This is a genomic window from Undibacterium sp. Di24W (assembly GCF_049340325.1).
Classification (GTDB): domain Bacteria; phylum Pseudomonadota; class Gammaproteobacteria; order Burkholderiales; family Burkholderiaceae_D; genus Undibacterium.
This window is the reverse complement of sequence record NZ_JBMPOP010000005.1, coordinates 102,380-119,589: the sequence shown is the minus strand read 5'-3', so window position 1 is coordinate 119,589 and position 17,210 is coordinate 102,380. Positions and strand designations below refer to the sequence as shown.

Genomic DNA, 17,210 nt, shown 5'->3' with positions numbered 1-17,210 from the left:
GAACCAGATTAAGAAGTTCTTAATATCATTACTTGATTCGACAAGAGCTTACGCTCCATTCATCAATGCAATCAATTGCTGGCGTAACCAAACATTCGCAGTATCGTTTTCTGCACTCACATGCCAATACAAATGGGCATCGATGGGTTGTGTTGCTAAGGGAAACGGGTCAATTCGGTTCGTAAACTGTGCATTCGCAATTTTTCCGTATTGTTCTGGCATGGTCAGCAACAAATCGGTTTCGCTCACTACGCGACAAGCTGCAAAATAATGTTGGCAACGCAAATTAATCTGGCGCCGCAGCCCCTCACGATTTAATTCAAAATCTTCCAAACCCATGCCCTGACGACGCGATGACACCAATACATGCCCTTGCTGCAAATAAGTCGAGAGGTCGAGTGGGAGGCTTTTTTTCTTCGGCATCTGTGGATGTCCTTTGCGCGACAGCACAACCAAGCGATCACGCGATACGCGCTGTTGGCGGATATTGCCTGACAGTGGAATCGGTACTTCTAACACCATATCAAGATTGCCGCTGCTGAGTGCAGGCTCAATTTCGCGTCTATCCACCCGCATACTGGCAATGCTAATGCCCGGTGCTTGTTGCATGATTCTTTGCAATAGAGGCGGCAAAACCGTCGCCTCAAACACATCACGCAATCCCAAATTGAAATTACGTTGCGTCTGCATGGGATTAAAACTTTGCTCAGTTTGCAAACTCGCTTCAAACAGCTGCAGTCCCTGGCGTACCTGCGTGATGATGCTGCGGGTAAATGGCGTCGGTACCATGACAGCCCCTTGTCGCACAAACAAGGGATCATCAAACATGGTGCGCAAGCGCGCCAGGGCATGGCTGAGCGCTGGCTGACTAAGATGTAAAGTCTGGCTAGCACGCGTGATATTGCCTTGGCTATAAATGGCATCAAGGACGACAAACAAATTAAGATCGGTACGAGATATATGCATAAAATGAATTATGTCACATTCATATTATTCATTTGAATAATTAAGTACTAGACCGTATGCTGCTACAACAAACTTGGCACTAGCACTTCACCCATTCGAAAGCGCACCATGAACTTCGCCCACTCCGACACCGCCGCTGAGCTGATTGCTCGTATGCAGGCATTCATGCAAGAGCATATCGCTCCCAACGAAAAAACCTATGCCGCGCAATTGCGAGGTGGTTCGGATTGGACGCTGTGGCAGCAACCGCCCGTCATGGAAGAACTCAAAGCCAAGGCGAAAGCAGCTGGGTTATGGAATCTGTTTTTACCTGAAGATGGCGCACGCTTGTCGAATATTGATTATGCGCCTCTAGCGGAAATCACGGGTCGATCCATGATCGCGCCAGAAGTTTTCAACTGCAATGCGCCCGACACTGGAAATATGGAAGTGCTGGTCAAATACGGTTCAGACGAACAAAAACAGCGCTGGCTCAAACCACTGATGGCGGGTGCAATTCGTTCGGCGTTTTGTATGACGGAACCCGATGTCGCTTCCAGCGACGCCACTAACATGGCCGCCACCGCAATTTTGGAAGGTGAAGAAGTGGTGTTGAATGGTCGCAAATGGTGGAGTTCTGGCATTGGTCACCCCAACTGCAAAGTCCTAATTTTTATGGGTCTCAGCGACAAGCTCGCGGATAAGCATCAACAGCATTCGATGATCTTGGTGCCAATAGACACGCCGGGCGTCAAGATAGAACGCATGCTCCCAGTATTCCACACACTAGACGAACCCTATGGCCATGGCGAAGTCAGCTTTACCAATGTGCGTCTGCCTTTATCATCCATCATCGGCGGCTTAGGACGCGGATTTGAAATCGCTCAAGGACGCTTAGGACCAGGTCGGATTCATCATTGCATGCGTGCAATCGGCGCGGCTGAATTTGCTTTAGAACTGCTCTGTGAACGTGCAATGAGTCGAGTCGCCTTCGGCAAACCCTTGACCAAACTTGGCGGCAATGGTGACATCATTGCCAACGCGCGCATGGCGATCGAGCAGGCAAGGCTATTGACCTTGAAAGCATCATGGATGATGGATACCGTCGGCGTCAAAGGGGCGATGAGCGAGATTTCGCAAATCAAAGTCATTGCGCCAAACGTTGCAACGCAAGTCATCGATGCGGCCATGCAAATACATGGTGGTGCAGGCTTATCCGACGATTTTCCACTGACCGCTTTGTACGCCTACGCGCGCGTGCTGCGCATCGCAGATGGTCCGGATGAAGTACATCGCGGCTTAATTGCTAAACTTGAATTAAAAAAACAAGCCCAGCGCCTCGGCATTTCCGGTTAAAGAAAACGAAGAATACGAAGAATACGATCACTATGACTGCCCTGTTAGATACCGCATCCACCGTACGCGCCGGAGAAGAGCTTGACCGCGAAAAAGTCAGTGTCTTTATACGCGATCATTTACCCGCTTTGCACGGCGAACCAGAGATAGAACAATTTGCCGGTGGCGCGTCGAATCTGACTTACTTACTACGCTATCCCAAGCGCGATTTAATCTTGCGCCGACCACCGTTTGGACATCGCGCCAAATCAGCGCATGACATGCTGCGCGAAGCAAAGATCATGAGCGCACTGAAACCAGTGTATCGCTATGTGCCCGAAGTGATCGCGACTTGTAGTGATCCTGCGATCATGGACTGTGACTTCTATGTCATGGAGCGACTACATGGCATTATTCCGCGCCAGAATCTACCAAAAGATTTAGTATTAACTGCCGAAGACACGCGCCGTTTGTGCCTGAACGTGATTGACAAAATGATAGAGCTACATCAGATCGACTATCAGCAAGCGGGATTAGCATCCATCGCCAAAGGTGCGGGTTATGTGGCACGCCAAGTCTCAGGTTGGACTGAACGCTATCGTCAAGCAAAAACCGATGATGTCGGTGACTTTGAAAGCGTGATGCAATGGCTGCAGGATAAAATGCCTGCGCAAGATCTTGCCACTTGCCTGATCCACAATGACTTCCGCTTTGATAACGTGGTGTTGAATCCGGATAATCCGACCGAAGTCATAGGTGTACTCGATTGGGAAATGGCGACGCTCGGTGATCCCTTAATGGATTTGGGAAATACGCTCGCGTATTGGGTACAGGCTGACGATGATCCGGTGTTTCAATCGGTACGGCGTCAACCGACCCACTTGCCCGGCATGTTAACTCGCCAGGAAGTGATCAATTATTACGGTGAAAAAACTGGGTACCGCGTCGATAATTTCGATTTCTACGCTATCTTTGGCTTGTTCCGTTTAGCGGTGATCGTGCAACAAATTTACTACCGCTACTTCCATGGGCAAACCACCAATCCCGCGTTTTCTGGCTTTGGCAAATTGAGTAATTATCTGGAACAGCGTTGCCTGCGCCTGATCAATGCCTCACGTTTGTAAGTCGAGGAGATATGGGCCATATTTATTTAATCCGGCACGGTCAAGCCAGCTTTGATGCTGACGATTATGACCAGCTGTCGCCGCTTGGTGAAGAACAGTCACGCCTTTTAGGCGATTGGTTTAAACAAAGCGGGCAAACAGTTAGCCAAGTGGTGATGGGTAGTAACCGCCGTCATCGTCAAACCGCACAACAATGCCTGAAGCAATTTAGAAATTCGCCAGACGATTTTCCAGAAACGGATTGGATCGTCGATCCTGGCTTTGATGAATTTGATCATCAAGATGTTTTGCTCAGAAACCATCCTGAATTTGCCGACTTTCGTGCGTTGAAACAATCATTCAACAATCATCCCCATCCAAGGCGCGCGTTTCAGTTCATGTTCGCGGCAGCAGTCAATCGCTGGATCAGCGGTGAGCATGAAGACTACAAGGAAAGCTGGGCGCAATTTCAACGGCGTTGCCGACTTGCTTTACAGCGTCTCCTGAAGGTAGAAGACGCCGAGGATGAACAACAAAATTACTGGATCTTTACCTCGGGCGGCACTATCTCAGCTTTGCTACAAGACATAATCGGGATTAATGATCAACGCATTTTTGATCTCAATGCCAGTTTACTCAATAGCGGTGTGAGCAGATTACGCACTGGCAGCACCCGCGTCAGCCTGAATTATTTGAATTGCTCAGCCCATTTAGAAATTCATCAGCGGCCAGAATTACTTAGCTATCGATAACAACATCAAACCACGATCCAAGAACCGGAGAACAGCATGCAAGAACTACAAGGCAAAGTCGCCGTCATCACTGGTGCCGCAGAAGGCATAGGAAAGGCCATCGCACTCGCAGCCGCAGCAGAAGGAATGAAGCTGGTCCTGGCCGACATCAGTGCCGAGGTGTTGGACCAAACCGTGACGGAACTTCACGACGCTGGTTGTGAGGTGATAGGCGTCGTTACCGATGTCGCTCAAGAAAGTGCAATTCTGGCCTTGGCGGAGCGTGCATTTACCCAGTTTGGCAATGTGCATTTATTGGTAAATAACGCCGGCGTCGCCTTTACCAAATCCGCCTGGGAGACAACTGCCAAAGACTGGGAATGGATTATGGGGATCAACCTATATGGTGTGACCCACGCGCTGCGTGCTTTCATACCGCGCATGCTGGCAAATGGCGAGGAAGCTCACATCGTCAACACCGCGTCAATGGCAGGTCTGGTATCAGAACCGGCGTTGGCTGCTTACAACGTGAGCAAATTTGGCGTGGTGACATTAAGCGAAGGCTTGTATCACGACTTGACTTTACGCAAATCAAAAATCGGCGTCTCTGTGCTCTGTCCAAGCTGGGTGAAGACCCGAATTATCGATGCAGAACGCCATCGTGATGCGGAAGATCGCAGCAAGCCAGAGCAACTAGAAAAAGTCAGCCTGAAAACGGGTGCGGCGATAAGCAAAGCAGTCGAAGCTGGCATCGCACCAAAGCAGGTGGCAGATGCCGTCATGGCGGCGATTAAAAACAACACTTTTTATATTTTGACGCACCCTGAATCAAAAGCTGCAGTGCATATTCGTACCGAGGATATTTTGCAAGGGCGGCCACCTAGTCTGCTGCCGATCTAGGCCATTCTGCAAGAAGTTAGCCAATAAACGCGGATCTTAGCGAGCTTGATCCGTGGTTTTTTGCACATATCAAAATCATGTGACAATTTTTCACAATTGATATTTCCGAAAACTTCTAGAATAGTGTATATGTAATCACTATTATCTAATCCAGATAAAGATGGCTAGATAAGGTGATTGCAGATCTGAAAACAAATTACCCGTTATCGGATCAACCAAAATTAATAATTTACCTTGCATTATTAGCGTTACTTGAATACATTGAAGTAAGAACAATCACAAGTCGTAAATTCACAATGAGTGCTTTAGGGCGCTTTGTATATTGTCCTCAAGTGTAATGTACAGTCATAGATTCAAGCTTAGATTCAAGTTTTAAATCTGATCAAAAATCAACATTTTTTGTTTAACCCATTTAAATAGGATAAAACATATTCCATGGCTAACATCCTCGACATCCCAAGCTCAGAAGAGTTTCAATACGACCCTAATACGCTGCTTGATACCCTGATCAAAACCTTGGGTATTAAGAACGATGCGGCGCTGTCTCGTGCGTTAGAAGTAGCACCGCCAGTGATTAGCAAAATCCGTCACAAAATCTTGCCGGTCGGTCCCTCATTGCTGATACGTATGCATGAAGAATCTGGCATTAGCATTAAAGAGATCCGCAGTTTAATGGGTGATCGCCGATCCAAATTCCGCATGCCGGATCAAATATAAGAGATTTAGGATCACCCTCTTCAAAAAAAGCGTCAGATTAAAATTTAATCTGACGCTTTTTTTAACTTGGGTTCTAATCAAGTCTGCGTGAATTCCTAATATTCAGAGATGTGGCGTGGCACATCACGGCGCCACAGCATAACCGCGATCTAGCCTGATACAATTTATCGTTTCGGACAAGCCACATAACGATAATTCTCTCGCTAAGATCCCCAATGACACAAAACACAAACTACTTTTACGAACCACGTGCTGGGCATGGCCTGCCTCATGATCCATTCAATGCCATCATAGGACCGCGCCCCATCGGCTGGATTTCCAGCCAAAGCGCAGAGGGTTTGATCAATCTTGCCCCCTATAGCTTCTTCAATGCGTTTAATTACACACCACCCATCATTGGCTTTGCCAGTTTAGGGGCTAAAGACAGCTTACGAAACATTCAGGAAACGGGCGAGTTTGTTTGGAATCTGGTGACCAGACCACTTGCACAGGCGATGAATCAAACTAGCGCCACAGTCGCAGCAGACATCAATGAATTCAAGTTGGCTGGCTTACACGCTGCGCCGTCACGCCTCATCAAGGTACCACGGGTACTAGAAAGCCCTGTCAGCTTTGAATGCAAACTGACTCAGATCATTCAACTGCAACAAGCCGATGGCGGAAAATTGGCATCCTGGTTAGTCCTCGGTGAAGTGATCGGCGTCCACATCGCACAGAACTCGCTCACAGATGGCGTCTACGACACGGCGGCGGCTCAGCACGTCTTACGGGGCGGCGGTGCAGCGGATTATTTCATGATCGATGCGACGCAAAAATTTTGCATGCAGCGTCCTGCTTGAGCTGTGCCTGAAATCAAGATGGGTCTCGACCAGAAAAAAGCAAGCGCAAGCACTACAGCAGATTGAGTATGGGAGCTGACTCGCTATCAGAGGTAAACAACGCTGCTGACTCATGTAAAGACAATTCAAGAAACCGCGGTACAGCATCTACCGTCAATGGTTTAGCAAACAAATACCCTTGCAATAAGTGGCAACCCAGTCTTTGTAATTGCTGGCATTGCTCTTCCGTCTCCACACCTTCCGCGACCACTTCCAAACCCAGATTCTGGGCTAAACCGATTGCGGTAGCGCAGATTTCCCAACCTTTGCCGCCTTTGCCCATATCCCAAACAAAGCCACGATCCAGTTTGAATGCTTGCACGGGTAAGACACGTAGATACGCCAACGACGAATAGCCTGTACCAAAGTCATCAATTGATAACCGCACGCCTAGCTGGCGCAAAGCGCCCAAGCGTTCTATCGAGCGCTCAGGATCTTGCATTAATACCGATTCGGTAATTTCCAGTTCGATATCACTTCCCGATAACTGATAGCGTTGCAAGGAGGCGGATACGGTTTCTTCTAAATCAGAGACCAATAGCTGTTGTGCCGAGAGGTTAATCGCCACTCTAAGTTCAGCGAACCCCATGGATCGCCAGTGTGCCAACTGTTCGCAGGCTTGATCAATCACCCAGGCACCAATGTTGGCAATAATCCCCATGGTTTCTGCTAACTGAATGAAACGATCAGGCATGACCAAACCATAGACAGGATGCTGCCAACGAATCAATGCCTCCAGACACACTGTCTTGCCATTCGATGCCAACACCTGAGGTTGATAGCAGAGAAAAAATTGTTTCTTGTCCAGCGCCTCTTTTAAGGCGCTTTCAAAATCAATTCTTTGCTGGATATTCTCTTTTAGAGAGGGATGAAAAAATCTTAGCTTACCCGTGCCGCAACTCTTTGCATCATGCAACGCCAGCTCCGCTGCTGCCAAAATATCTTCATCAGCCCCCAGATTATCGGGGAACACCGCAACCCCGGTATTAGACGTAATACTCAGCAAACTATCTTCAATATAAAACGGCGACGCCAAAGCACCTGAGACTTTTTCATACACCAGTGTTACGCAACGCTCGGTCTTTAATCCAGTTGCACCGACCACAAACCGACCGCTTCCAAGTCGTGCAATCAGGTCACTGTCCCTGACACTGTCTTTTATTCGTTGTGACACTTCGACCAATAGCTGATCCCCTGCTTTATAGCCACGAGTACCGTTAATAATGCTCAACTGATCAACATCAAAAATAAAAACACCTAATTTAGATTGATTTGTACGATTTAATTCAAGCATGGCCTGCAAGCCAATTAGCGCACCAGCACGATTCGGCAATCCGGTCAGCACATCATTGTTTAAGACATGTTCTATCCTCTGATTGGCGATTTTTCTACCTTCTATCTCGTGCTGCAATTCACTGTAAAGCTCAAGTTCTTCTATCCTTCGGTTAGACACATCCTTACCGACCAGCGCAGAAAATGAAAACGCTAAAATTAAGAAACTAAACCCACCGAGGTAGGGTATTTTCAGCACTCCGCTATCAGACAAGCTAGCTAAAACACCTGCCACCAGCAACAAAGATAAAGCCAGACGGATCAAGCGACTGGTCGACTTTTCTCCCAATCGTGTAATTTTGAACGAGAAGAACATCGTGTAAATGATCAAGCCTAATGCTAACAATCGTGTGATTCGGAATGCCAAGCTTGGCTCACCAGATAGCACCCAAATTTGCTCGCCCCAAGGCAGTACCGTCAACGCATCCGGATATATTTGCACGAAACGAAAGCCAAACGGACTTAGGTAGTTATCCAAAAGTACTATGCTTGATAGAGCGCCCACCACATAGGAGGCGCGGAAAGAGCTAGGCTTGAGCTCCAAGCAAGCAACCAGATACCAGATGAGTGGAATCAATAAGACAGAAAAGAAATTGACCCACTTATGGGCGGACAAGGCAGCTTGCAAGCTGGTTGCAGAATATTGGGCACCACATGCCAGTTGAAATAGCGCGAAAAATAAGCACAGTGCAGAAAACGCCCAACAAGCTTTGCCATAAGCACTACTACGTGCTGTGACAGCCGCCTGAAACGAGCCTAAGGCAAACACTCCCACGGATATAAAATACAGTGTTGCGACGGGAGCGTTCATTTTTTCCTTATACTTTGTTAATCAAAATTACCCAAAAACTCGTGCAAGCTCCAGTCTCAGTAGGCAATATAAAAAGCATAAGACGCGCAACGCGGCACTAAGTGGTATACGACCAGTCGAAGCTCAATGATATAGTCTAAAGCCCTTAAAAAAGATGCTTTAAAGCATTTAATTATACGTCTATACTTAATTGATAACAACTTGCGCTAGTCTATAAGATTGACCACAGCAAACCTAGATAAGTTCAAAGGCCGATAGACATAAAAAAAACCACTCACATTCGAATGCACGAATGGAGTGGTCTTATTGATTAGTTTTTGTTGAATACTACTTGTTGCCCCATCTTTTTGTTAGGTTGAGCAAACTTAAGTCATCCTGCTAGTCACCGTGTTTAAAACTTCGATTTCGCAGACAGCGCCAATTTAGCAGCAGCCGCTTCAAATTTAACAAAGCGCTGATCCAATTGACGTAATTGAATCACTTTATCAGACGGACTCAAAAAGGAATAGCGGATGCTGTTGTACACCGTCTTCTTTAGTGTGTCGTAGGATGGCGTATAGCGGCTGGCAAACAAGAAATATTCACGACTTAAGTTACTACGAGACACACCTGCGTCGTCACTACTAATCACAATAGGTGTCTCATGACGTAAATACATAGCAACCGGATGTGCTTGCTGTTTCAAGCCCAAAATAAAATCATTACTAGTCAGATTGATTTCGACTGCGACATTACGCTTTTTGAGTTCGGCTAGTAATTGATCTGGATTCGTCTCATGCATAATATCAACACCATGACCAATACGTTCCGCACCTGCGATCTGTATCGCGCTGCGCATATGGTGTTGTAGATGCTCAGGTGGCACGATGCCAAGTACCAGCTCACCTGCATGTAAAGACAAACGCACTTTGGGGAAACGTTGCTTTAAAAAAGCAAACATCTGCATGTGCAAATTATAATCACGCACCGCCACCAAGGCGTGTTCAGCACCGACGATGTTTACACCAACGATGAGCGGATTGTTTTGACTAGCTGCAAAAGCGGCAAATAGGCTTGAGAAAACTTTAGAGGGCGCACTATTGCGCGACACATAAGTCTGAATCCGCAAAGTAAAGTCGGCATCATCTATGCCTGCGGCATCATTAATAGTCTCTTGTACATAGTCGGCAATCTTCTTTTGCGCGCCAGCATCTTGCGCTAAGAAATCTGCCAATTTACCAAAGGCTTCAAGCATCTCTGCTTTACTGCTATTCGCTTGCAAAGCATCGATCTTGGCAGAAAATTCTGGGTGGTCGGTAATCGGCGCACTCTTAAGCATCGTCTCCAAATATTGCTGGTTCTCTGCTTTAGCTTGCTGCTTCAAGATAGTCAAACCTTGATTCGTCGAATACTTTGAAATAGGCGAAAAGTAGCCGAAAGTATTAAAGAAATGTTGATCCGGCGCGACTTGTGGATGGACATGATTATCAAAATCCACAACGGACCAAGTTGAAATCAACTCGCGATAGAAGGCATTGTCTTTGCGGATAGCATCGGCCATGAGACAAGTTTTGTTCGTTTCTGTGATGTAGGCTTTGCGTGTTTCGATACGAAATTTTTCTTGCTTGTTGGCCAGATCACTTTCGCGATAAACACAGAATCCTTGCTGGCCTATCCAGTCCAAGTAGGTTTCCGCATACACCGAACCCGTATAGTGATGATGAATATCGCCGCCCTTAGGCAGCATCGTCATCAGCATGTTCAATTCCGCCAAGCGCACTTGTGCACCCGGTGTACCCGCAATCAACTGCGCGTAATATTGACGCGTGCTTTGCAGATTTTGTTTGGTCTTAGCATCATCTTTTGCATCATCTTTTGCATAGGCAGTCGCCATCGGCAGCGCGAAGGCGCTAATACAAAATGCTGCAATAATTTTCTTCATCATTTGCTTTTCCCTATTCTGGTTTTGAGCTGAATCCTGAGCTGAATCCCGAACAAATCAAGGCCAAATTTTCTGTAGTAATGCCGCTAGACGATAGCCAGCGACTTTGAGCTGTTTCTGTGTAATTTCGGTGCTGCTGTCTATGTAGTTAGCTGGCAAGCTGGTATACCATGAAGAAAATTCCACACCACGACGGCTGGTGATTTTAATCCGTTCTGTCGCCACGATATCGGCGTAAGCAATTTTTGCATAGCCCAAACCTTCATTCGCCCATTGTTCTGGCCAGGTAATTGGATCGCCATTGTTGGCTGCAGCAACAGCAGAATTCGCCATCAATTTTTCGGTCAGTTCCTGCACTGAACGCGCGCCCAGATTACGCATCACATTTTCTACGACGGTGACGTCCCAGTATAAATGCAAAGGTTTGCCAACACGTTTTGGTTTTTCCGCATCGGCCATTGCGCTCTCTGCTTTAGCCGCCGCCTGTTCGCGTTTGTAGGCTTCCTGATCACGCATAGTCCAGGTTTTGATATCTTCTAACAACAGATTATTGCCACCTTGCAGATCAAAAATAGTCACTCCGTCGACCTGTTGTTTGCTCAGTGGCGTAACGAATTGATTCTCGCTATTGATATACGCTGCACCTACATGCAAAGGCTGATGAATATCGCCGACCAAATGAGCGATCATCAACAGCGCCTGACGTGGTGAAAATCGATGAGGATTAGTAGTCTCATTATCATTCCCTTGTAACACCGCGATCGCTTGTTTCAAGGTTTGGACGATATCGTGATCTGTGGTACCCACACCGCCTGCCACATAGGTTTTATTTTGTACTGGCGTGTTGGTGTAATGGTAGGCCGCGTGTGCTGGATTTTGAATCCCGAATGCCACCATTTCTGAAGTTTGCGGGCCGCAAAATGTACCCTTAGCACAATCAGCCCAAATTGAAATCGATTGTAAGCTTTCACCTGGCTGCAATAAGGCTTGCACTTTTGCACCCGCATTGGTGCCCTTTAACAAACGATCAGCAATTGCACCAACAGTTTTATGACCTTCGTCGCCCGAGGCCATGACATTGACTGAAGCAAGTGCGCCGCATAATACAAGGAGTAATTTAATTTTTTTCATTTTATTTGGCTTTCAAATTCAATTAATTCGTTTAACCCGACCAGCAGCGCTCTCACTACCAACAGGAGAACCAGCCTGATCGCGTGCTTTGACGTAGGCCAAGAACACATCAAGATCCTTTATGCCAGTATCGACTTTATTCGTGCCTTGCGCAAATATCGGCAAACGATCACCACCGCCAGCAATAAAATTGTTCGCAGCGATGCGATATTCTTTGTTGTCAACAAGCGCCACACCGTTCAATTTCACACTCTCAGCCAAGACTCGTTGTCCCTGAGGACGCTTTCTGTCCCATACATACGTAAATCCTTCGGACACTTGCAAGACGTTTCTACCGTCTACGGACTCATCATCAAGCCACACTTGCTGCTCCAGTAAAGTTCGGATTTGTGCGCCGGTCAAGGTCATCGACACCAAGGTATTTCCAAATGGAAGTACAGTGGATATCTGTCCATAATTGCTGACACGATTACTGACCGTTTCCAGATTCGCGCGTATCCCTTTATTGTTCATAAACACGATCTGCACGCCTAAACTTTTTACGGCTTCAAGCTGTGCATCAGCGACAACATTACCTAGAGGTGATTCACCTGCTTCATTGAGTTTCCGGCTCAATACGGGTACAGCCAGACGGGCAACAGGCTGAGTAATAATCGCATGACTGCCTTCTCTGGCCTTAGTCATTAGCGCGCTCAATTCCTCAGGCACAGGTGCAGTGGGCATTTCCATCACGATGTTACGCGCTTCGATGTTGGTCACTTGATGGCTTTTACCGTCTAGTGTTAATGCGATACGTGTCAACAAATGTCCATAGTTCTGCGCCTGCGTCACCGTTCTGTCACCCACTTTACAAATAAATCCTGTATGGCTATGCCCACTGACGATCAACTTAATCGCGGGATCGAGGCGATTCACAATGTCGACAATCGGCCCTTTCAATTGTGAGCAGGCTGGTTGATCGAAGGCTTCCGTCGTAGTACCGCCTTCATGGATTAGAACGACAAACGCCTTCACGCCTTGTTCCTTCAAGGCAGGGATGCTGCGATTGATCGCTTCTGCTTCATCGATAAAATGCACACCCTTTACGTTTTCGCTAGCGACCATCATCGGCGTTTCACGCAAGACAGCACCGATAAAGCCTATCTTCACGCCCTTCACTTGCTCAATATGATAAGCAGGAAACATGGGCTTATTGCTGGCCGTATCAATCACATTCGCGGCGATATAGGAAAATTTCGCGCCGGTAAATTCGCCATTAAATTTGCAGGCTTTCTCCGGACGTGGTGAATCACAGCCGCCGTTGATCTGACGCTTCAATTCTTGCAAACCACCATCGAACTCGTGGTTACCCAATGCACTAACACGCAAGCCCATTTGACTCAAAGCATCTATGGTTGGTTCATCAGCAAACAGTGATGATATGCCCGGGCTAGCGCCAATTAAGTCACCACCGCCAACGAACAACAGATCTTTATCTTCTTTACGCCAGGCTTGCAAATTAGCACCCAGCACTTCTATACCGCCACCGAGCACCGTCTGCGCAGTCGGCTCTTTGGCGCGAGTAAAGCTAAATTTTTCTTTGTCGATGTGGCCGTGAAAATCGTTGATTGCCACTATATTCACGACGATAGGCTGCACCTGTGGCGTGGCACATGCTAGCAGGCCACAAGTAAGCGTTAGGCTAAGGACGGTTCGAGCAAACGGGAACCAGGTGTAATTCGGTAATTGCATAGTTTTGCGTATCACAGACGCTCTTTATTCATTGGTTGGTGGTAAAAATCTGCCAAGAAATTGGCAGACTTAAAGCGTCTATCATCATATCACCACCGATGATGGCGCTACTATATCCAGTTAGGAAGCTTAAATCATTGCTCCCAATAAAAAACGGTCGGTGTTACCACCAACCGTTTTTTTTGAGTTCATCAGTGATTAGAACTCATAACGCAAAGTAGCTTGGATGGCCCACTGAGATTCGCCTTTGACTTGACGAGTGTCGTAGCCTTCCACCGATGGACGGACGTTATAAATATACTTACCATTTGGATCTAAACCGGCAAAATCGACAAAACTACGAGCTTGTCCACCACCACTTTGGAAACCAATTTCGTTAATGCGACCCCATTTTTTATTTAACAAATTACCGAAGTTAAACAAATCTAAAATCAAGACCGCTTTGTTTTGCTTGTAGAGTCCAGGCAGCTCTTGTGTGAAACGCATATCGATACTATTGGTCCATGGAGCAAAACTAGCATTACGCTTCACCACGCCACCAGCAGCGCCTAACAATTCTTGATTATCTTTCACAACATCCCAGAAACGGGTTTCATTGGTTTTATCCGTCGCTGTATCACCACGGAACACCACGTCACCCGAACCAAAAGCTCTTGGAATATACATTAAGTCATTGCCAAAAACACCGTCACCATTCATATCATTATTGACTGTCCAGCTGTATGGCTTACCGCTACGACCTTCATAAAATACGCCGAAGGTACTCTTCAGATTATCAAACAAGGCTTTTTGGAAAGTCATACTGAGATTGATACGATCTTTCACCAAGTAAGCCGAGTTCGAAGCGACTTTCTCATTTGGATTTAGAATCGAACGTGCTGCCCAGTTAGAGTTAGAAACGGATGACGTCAAACCGTTCACTTCAGTCGCCTCAGTGTAGGTATAAGCAGCATTCCAACCAAAACCGCTTGAAATAGGCTTAGACAAAGACAAAGTCACTAAATTACCGCCACCTTTCTTTGTTTTTGCCGCCATCAAGACATTGTTGTAATTAGGATTACTCAAGGCCTTGGCACGGAAACCAGTACAATTACCAGTAGTTACTGTACCGCCTATTGCAGTCCAACAAGCTGGGTTATAGCCCTGCGGCGTGTAAAACAATTGACGACCATCGGTACCCGTCTGAGTTGGCGTACCCAAGTTTAAGTTTTCGTAGTAAATACCTTGCTTGTTGGTAGTGTTTAAATACTCTGCACCGAACACCAAGCCAAACCATGGTAATTGATGATCAAATGCTAAATTACCCTTCCATACCGCTGGTTGCCCCAAACCTGGTTGCAAGAAATCGACGTTGGCAGCAGGAGTTGAACCTGGGAAGTTAGTTGGTTGCTTGGTTGGATCCATGCTAAACGTACCGTCGACAGTTGGACATGCCGCGAAACCGGATGTGCCACAACCTATCACTCTCGTTGCCACACCTGTATTAGAGAATGGATTGGCTAACCAGACATTGGCGGCCGCGCCTTGGAATAAGCCCAGACCACCGCGCACTTGCGTCAAGCGTGCGCTTTCGAGTGAGTAGTTAAAACCAAAACGTGGCTGAAACAAATTTTGACCATCAATAGTTTGCGTATTATCCAAACCGAATCCGCCAGACTGACGAACATTCGTCGCTGCAACGCCAGCCACCATAGGCGCTGCTGCCGCGACATTCCTTAATGGTCGCTCACTAATTGCTGGCGCATCTAAACGCACGCCATACATGATCGACAGATTACGATTAACCTTCCAAGTATCTTGAACGAATGCACCTGCATTCTTCAAGGTAAATGTCGCAATCGCATTACTTAAAGAACCACCGTCAACTGGCACTTGAACCAGATAACTATTTGGTCGACCACGGCTAAAGTTTTCTAGCACGGCTGCCTCAACTTGGGCTGCGGTAGCAGTACTGCAGTTGATCGCGCCAAAACTGTAGTAAGTCGTGGAGGTAATATTGGTGCAATTGAAGTTGTACGTGCCGTTAACATTCTGCAAAAACGCGTTATAGACTTTATTGCTACTGTAGTCGCCACCAAACTTCACTTCATGGTCGCCGATATTCCAGTTAGCACCGAAATATAAATCGGCGGTTTTGGTACGCAAGACGTTATTTTGGCGGCTAGCTTCTGTACCAAAACTCAAAGTTCGAGTGCCTGAGCTAATCGTACTTGGGGAACCCGCTGGTAAAGCACCTGAAAAACTCAGACCAATGGATGGCAAAGTCGCGTTGTTTTTAGGGATGCTATCAGTATCGCGTGAAGACACTTTGAATTCAGTTGAAAAGTTTGGAGTCCAGTCAGAGAACACTTGCGCGACCATCGACTCAACATTCTTATTTTGACTCCACCAATAAGAACTCAAAGACAAACCGTTTGTGGAGAATCCTGCAAATGTTGGTTCTTTCTGCTCAGTTTTTGAATAGCGGAAATTGGCACGGTGATCATCATTGATATTCCAGTCTATCTTGATCAACTTATCTTTCACCACCAGTTCGGTACCTTCAGGAATATCGGAAGTACCAATATCTGCACCGTATTTACTTTTCGCTATACTCTGTGCGCTAGAAATGGCAGATGGTGTAATGCCAACATTAGTTTGTGCACTACCGATTGGGCCAAAGGATGGCGCTGTGCGAGTACTATTTAATTGCTCAAGACTAGCGAAGAAAAATAATTTGTCTTGAATGATAGGGCCACCAAAGGTAAGTCCTTTGGTTTGTTCCTTAAATTTTGGCGCATCAATGTAAGTATCGTTAGATGCGTTATAACGCTGACCCACTAACTTGGAGTCACGGAAAACGTAGTAAACACTACCTTTAAAATTATTCGTGCCCGATTTGGTGACCGCATTGATATTGGCACCGGTATAGCCCTTTTGTGTCACGTCATAGTTAGAGACGTTAATTTGCACGGATTGAACTGCATCAATTGAAATCGGCTGTTTTGCAGTCGGCAAACCATTGCCTTCTAAACCAAACGTATCACTGATACTAACGCCATCGATAGTGATCGAGTTGTAGCGTGAGTTTTGACCACCGGCTGAAATTTCACCACGCTCTTTATCGGTTTGTGAAATACGTGCATCAGTACGCGCATAATCAGCCAAGTTACGCTGAATCGAGCCTAAAGCAGCCAATTCGCGCGCGCCGATATTCGTGCCTGTACCCATCGTACCTTTATTAAACTTTTCGGAATTACCGCTACTTGCATTAATTTGCACGACTTGTACCGCACTACCGATAACAGCATCGATATTCGAGGTTTCAGCCAATTGGATGAACACATTTTCACGCTTTTCGGTGATCCCATCTTGTGTAATTGTGATGGTGTAAGGACCGCCAACACGCAGACCGCGTGTCAAGTAACGCCCTTGAGCATCCGTCACCGTATTACTAACTGAACCAGACTCAGTATGGACAATCGTCACTTTCGCACCAACCACTGGCTTACCGATATTGCTAGTCACTACACCACCAATACCGGAGGTCGTGTTTTGCGCCATTGCAGGTACGGAAGATAGTGCGACAGCCAGACTAAAGGCAAGTTTCGTCAAGCGAAACTTTTGTTGCTTGTTCATAGGTAGTACTCCCAAGGAAAATAAACAGTTTTAATATAAAAAATTTTGTCGCAAGTA

At 46.6% G+C, this 17,210-nt stretch carries 12 protein-coding genes; 6 read left to right on the top strand and 6 right to left on the bottom strand.

Features of this window, described 5'->3' with window-relative positions; all coding sequences use genetic code 11:
• Positions 1-48: 48 nt before the first annotated feature.
• Entirely contained in the window at positions 49-966 is a 918-nt protein-coding gene (locus ACO0KZ_RS12065; protein WP_422995457.1) for a LysR substrate-binding domain-containing protein, read from the bottom strand.
• A gap of 108 nt (positions 967-1,074) precedes the next feature.
• Here ACO0KZ_RS12065 and ACO0KZ_RS12060 point away from each other — a divergent pair, with 108 nt between their 5' ends.
• From ACO0KZ_RS12060 to ACO0KZ_RS12035, 6 genes are all read left to right on the top strand, one after another.
• Positions 1,075-2,301 (top strand): acyl-CoA dehydrogenase family protein, encoded by a 1,227-nt coding sequence (locus ACO0KZ_RS12060; RefSeq protein WP_422995455.1) that lies wholly within the window; start codon positions 1,075-1,077, stop codon positions 2,299-2,301.
• Positions 2,302-2,333: 32 nt separating this feature from the next.
• On the top strand, positions 2,334-3,404 hold the full coding sequence (locus ACO0KZ_RS12055) for a phosphotransferase family protein (RefSeq protein ID WP_422995453.1): 1,071 nt from the start codon (positions 2,334-2,336) through the stop codon (positions 3,402-3,404).
• An 11-nt stretch (positions 3,405-3,415) separates the two neighbouring features.
• Positions 3,416-4,135, top strand: coding sequence for a histidine phosphatase family protein (locus ACO0KZ_RS12050; protein WP_422995451.1), 720 nt, complete (start codon positions 3,416-3,418; stop codon positions 4,133-4,135).
• A 36-nt stretch (positions 4,136-4,171) separates the two neighbouring features.
• Positions 4,172-5,014 carry an SDR family NAD(P)-dependent oxidoreductase gene (locus tag ACO0KZ_RS12045; protein WP_422995449.1) on the top strand — a complete coding sequence of 281 codons (843 nt, stop codon included), beginning with the start codon at positions 4,172-4,174 and terminating at the stop codon, positions 5,012-5,014.
• 435 nt (positions 5,015-5,449) lie between these two features.
• Positions 5,450-5,731 carry a hypothetical protein gene (locus ACO0KZ_RS12040; protein ID WP_422995447.1) on the top strand — a complete coding sequence of 94 codons (282 nt, stop codon included), beginning with the start codon at positions 5,450-5,452 and terminating at the stop codon, positions 5,729-5,731.
• A gap of 215 nt (positions 5,732-5,946) precedes the next feature.
• The gene (locus ACO0KZ_RS12035; protein ID WP_422995445.1) at positions 5,947-6,570 is read left to right on the top strand and encodes a flavin reductase family protein; all 624 of its coding nucleotides are present in this window, start codon (positions 5,947-5,949) and stop codon (positions 6,568-6,570) included.
• Positions 6,571-6,622: 52 nt separating this feature from the next.
• Here ACO0KZ_RS12035 and ACO0KZ_RS12030 read toward each other — a convergent pair whose 3' ends face one another.
• The 5 genes from ACO0KZ_RS12030 to ACO0KZ_RS12010 form a co-directional block, all read right to left on the bottom strand.
• A complete protein-coding gene (locus ACO0KZ_RS12030; RefSeq protein ID WP_422995443.1) occupies positions 6,623-8,752 on the bottom strand; it encodes a putative bifunctional diguanylate cyclase/phosphodiesterase in 2,130 nt (709 codons plus the stop codon).
• 391 nt (positions 8,753-9,143) lie between these two features.
• Positions 9,144-10,676 carry an adenosine deaminase gene (locus ACO0KZ_RS12025; RefSeq protein WP_422995441.1) on the bottom strand — a complete coding sequence of 511 codons (1,533 nt, stop codon included), beginning with the start codon at positions 10,674-10,676 and terminating at the stop codon, positions 9,144-9,146.
• 54 nt (positions 10,677-10,730) lie between these two features.
• Positions 10,731-11,804: a S1/P1 nuclease gene (locus tag ACO0KZ_RS12020; protein ID WP_422995439.1), complete on the bottom strand. Its 1,074-nt coding sequence runs from the start codon at positions 11,802-11,804 to the stop codon at positions 10,731-10,733.
• Between the two features lie 18 nt (positions 11,805-11,822).
• Positions 11,823-13,550 (bottom strand): bifunctional metallophosphatase/5'-nucleotidase, encoded by a 1,728-nt coding sequence (locus ACO0KZ_RS12015; RefSeq protein ID WP_422995437.1) that lies wholly within the window; start codon positions 13,548-13,550, stop codon positions 11,823-11,825.
• 183 nt (positions 13,551-13,733) lie between these two features.
• Positions 13,734-17,153: a carboxypeptidase regulatory-like domain-containing protein gene (locus tag ACO0KZ_RS12010; RefSeq protein ID WP_422995435.1), complete on the bottom strand. Its 3,420-nt coding sequence runs from the start codon at positions 17,151-17,153 to the stop codon at positions 13,734-13,736.
• Between the last annotated feature and the right edge of the window lie 57 nt (positions 17,154-17,210).

Bases quoted from the DNA above. Each gene is read 5' to 3' on its own strand.
- ACO0KZ_RS12065 (WP_422995457.1), bottom strand. From the start codon at position 966: ATGCATATATCTCGTACCGATCTTAATTTGTTTGTCGTCCTTGATGCC.
- ACO0KZ_RS12060 (WP_422995455.1), top strand. From the start codon at position 1,075: ATGAACTTCGCCCACTCCGACACCGCCGCTGAGCTGATTGCTCGTATG.
- ACO0KZ_RS12055 (WP_422995453.1), top strand. From the start codon at position 2,334: ATGACTGCCCTGTTAGATACCGCATCCACCGTACGCGCCGGAGAAGAG.
- ACO0KZ_RS12050 (WP_422995451.1), top strand. From the start codon at position 3,416: ATGGGCCATATTTATTTAATCCGGCACGGTCAAGCCAGCTTTGATGCT.
- ACO0KZ_RS12045 (WP_422995449.1), top strand. From the start codon at position 4,172: ATGCAAGAACTACAAGGCAAAGTCGCCGTCATCACTGGTGCCGCAGAA.
- ACO0KZ_RS12040 (WP_422995447.1), top strand. From the start codon at position 5,450: ATGGCTAACATCCTCGACATCCCAAGCTCAGAAGAGTTTCAATACGAC.
- ACO0KZ_RS12035 (WP_422995445.1), top strand. From the start codon at position 5,947: ATGACACAAAACACAAACTACTTTTACGAACCACGTGCTGGGCATGGC.
- ACO0KZ_RS12030 (WP_422995443.1), bottom strand. From the start codon at position 8,752: ATGAACGCTCCCGTCGCAACACTGTATTTTATATCCGTGGGAGTGTTT.
- ACO0KZ_RS12025 (WP_422995441.1), bottom strand. From the start codon at position 10,676: ATGATGAAGAAAATTATTGCAGCATTTTGTATTAGCGCCTTCGCGCTG.
- ACO0KZ_RS12020 (WP_422995439.1), bottom strand. From the start codon at position 11,804: ATGAAAAAAATTAAATTACTCCTTGTATTATGCGGCGCACTTGCTTCA.
- ACO0KZ_RS12010 (WP_422995435.1), bottom strand. From the start codon at position 17,153: ATGAACAAGCAACAAAAGTTTCGCTTGACGAAACTTGCCTTTAGTCTG.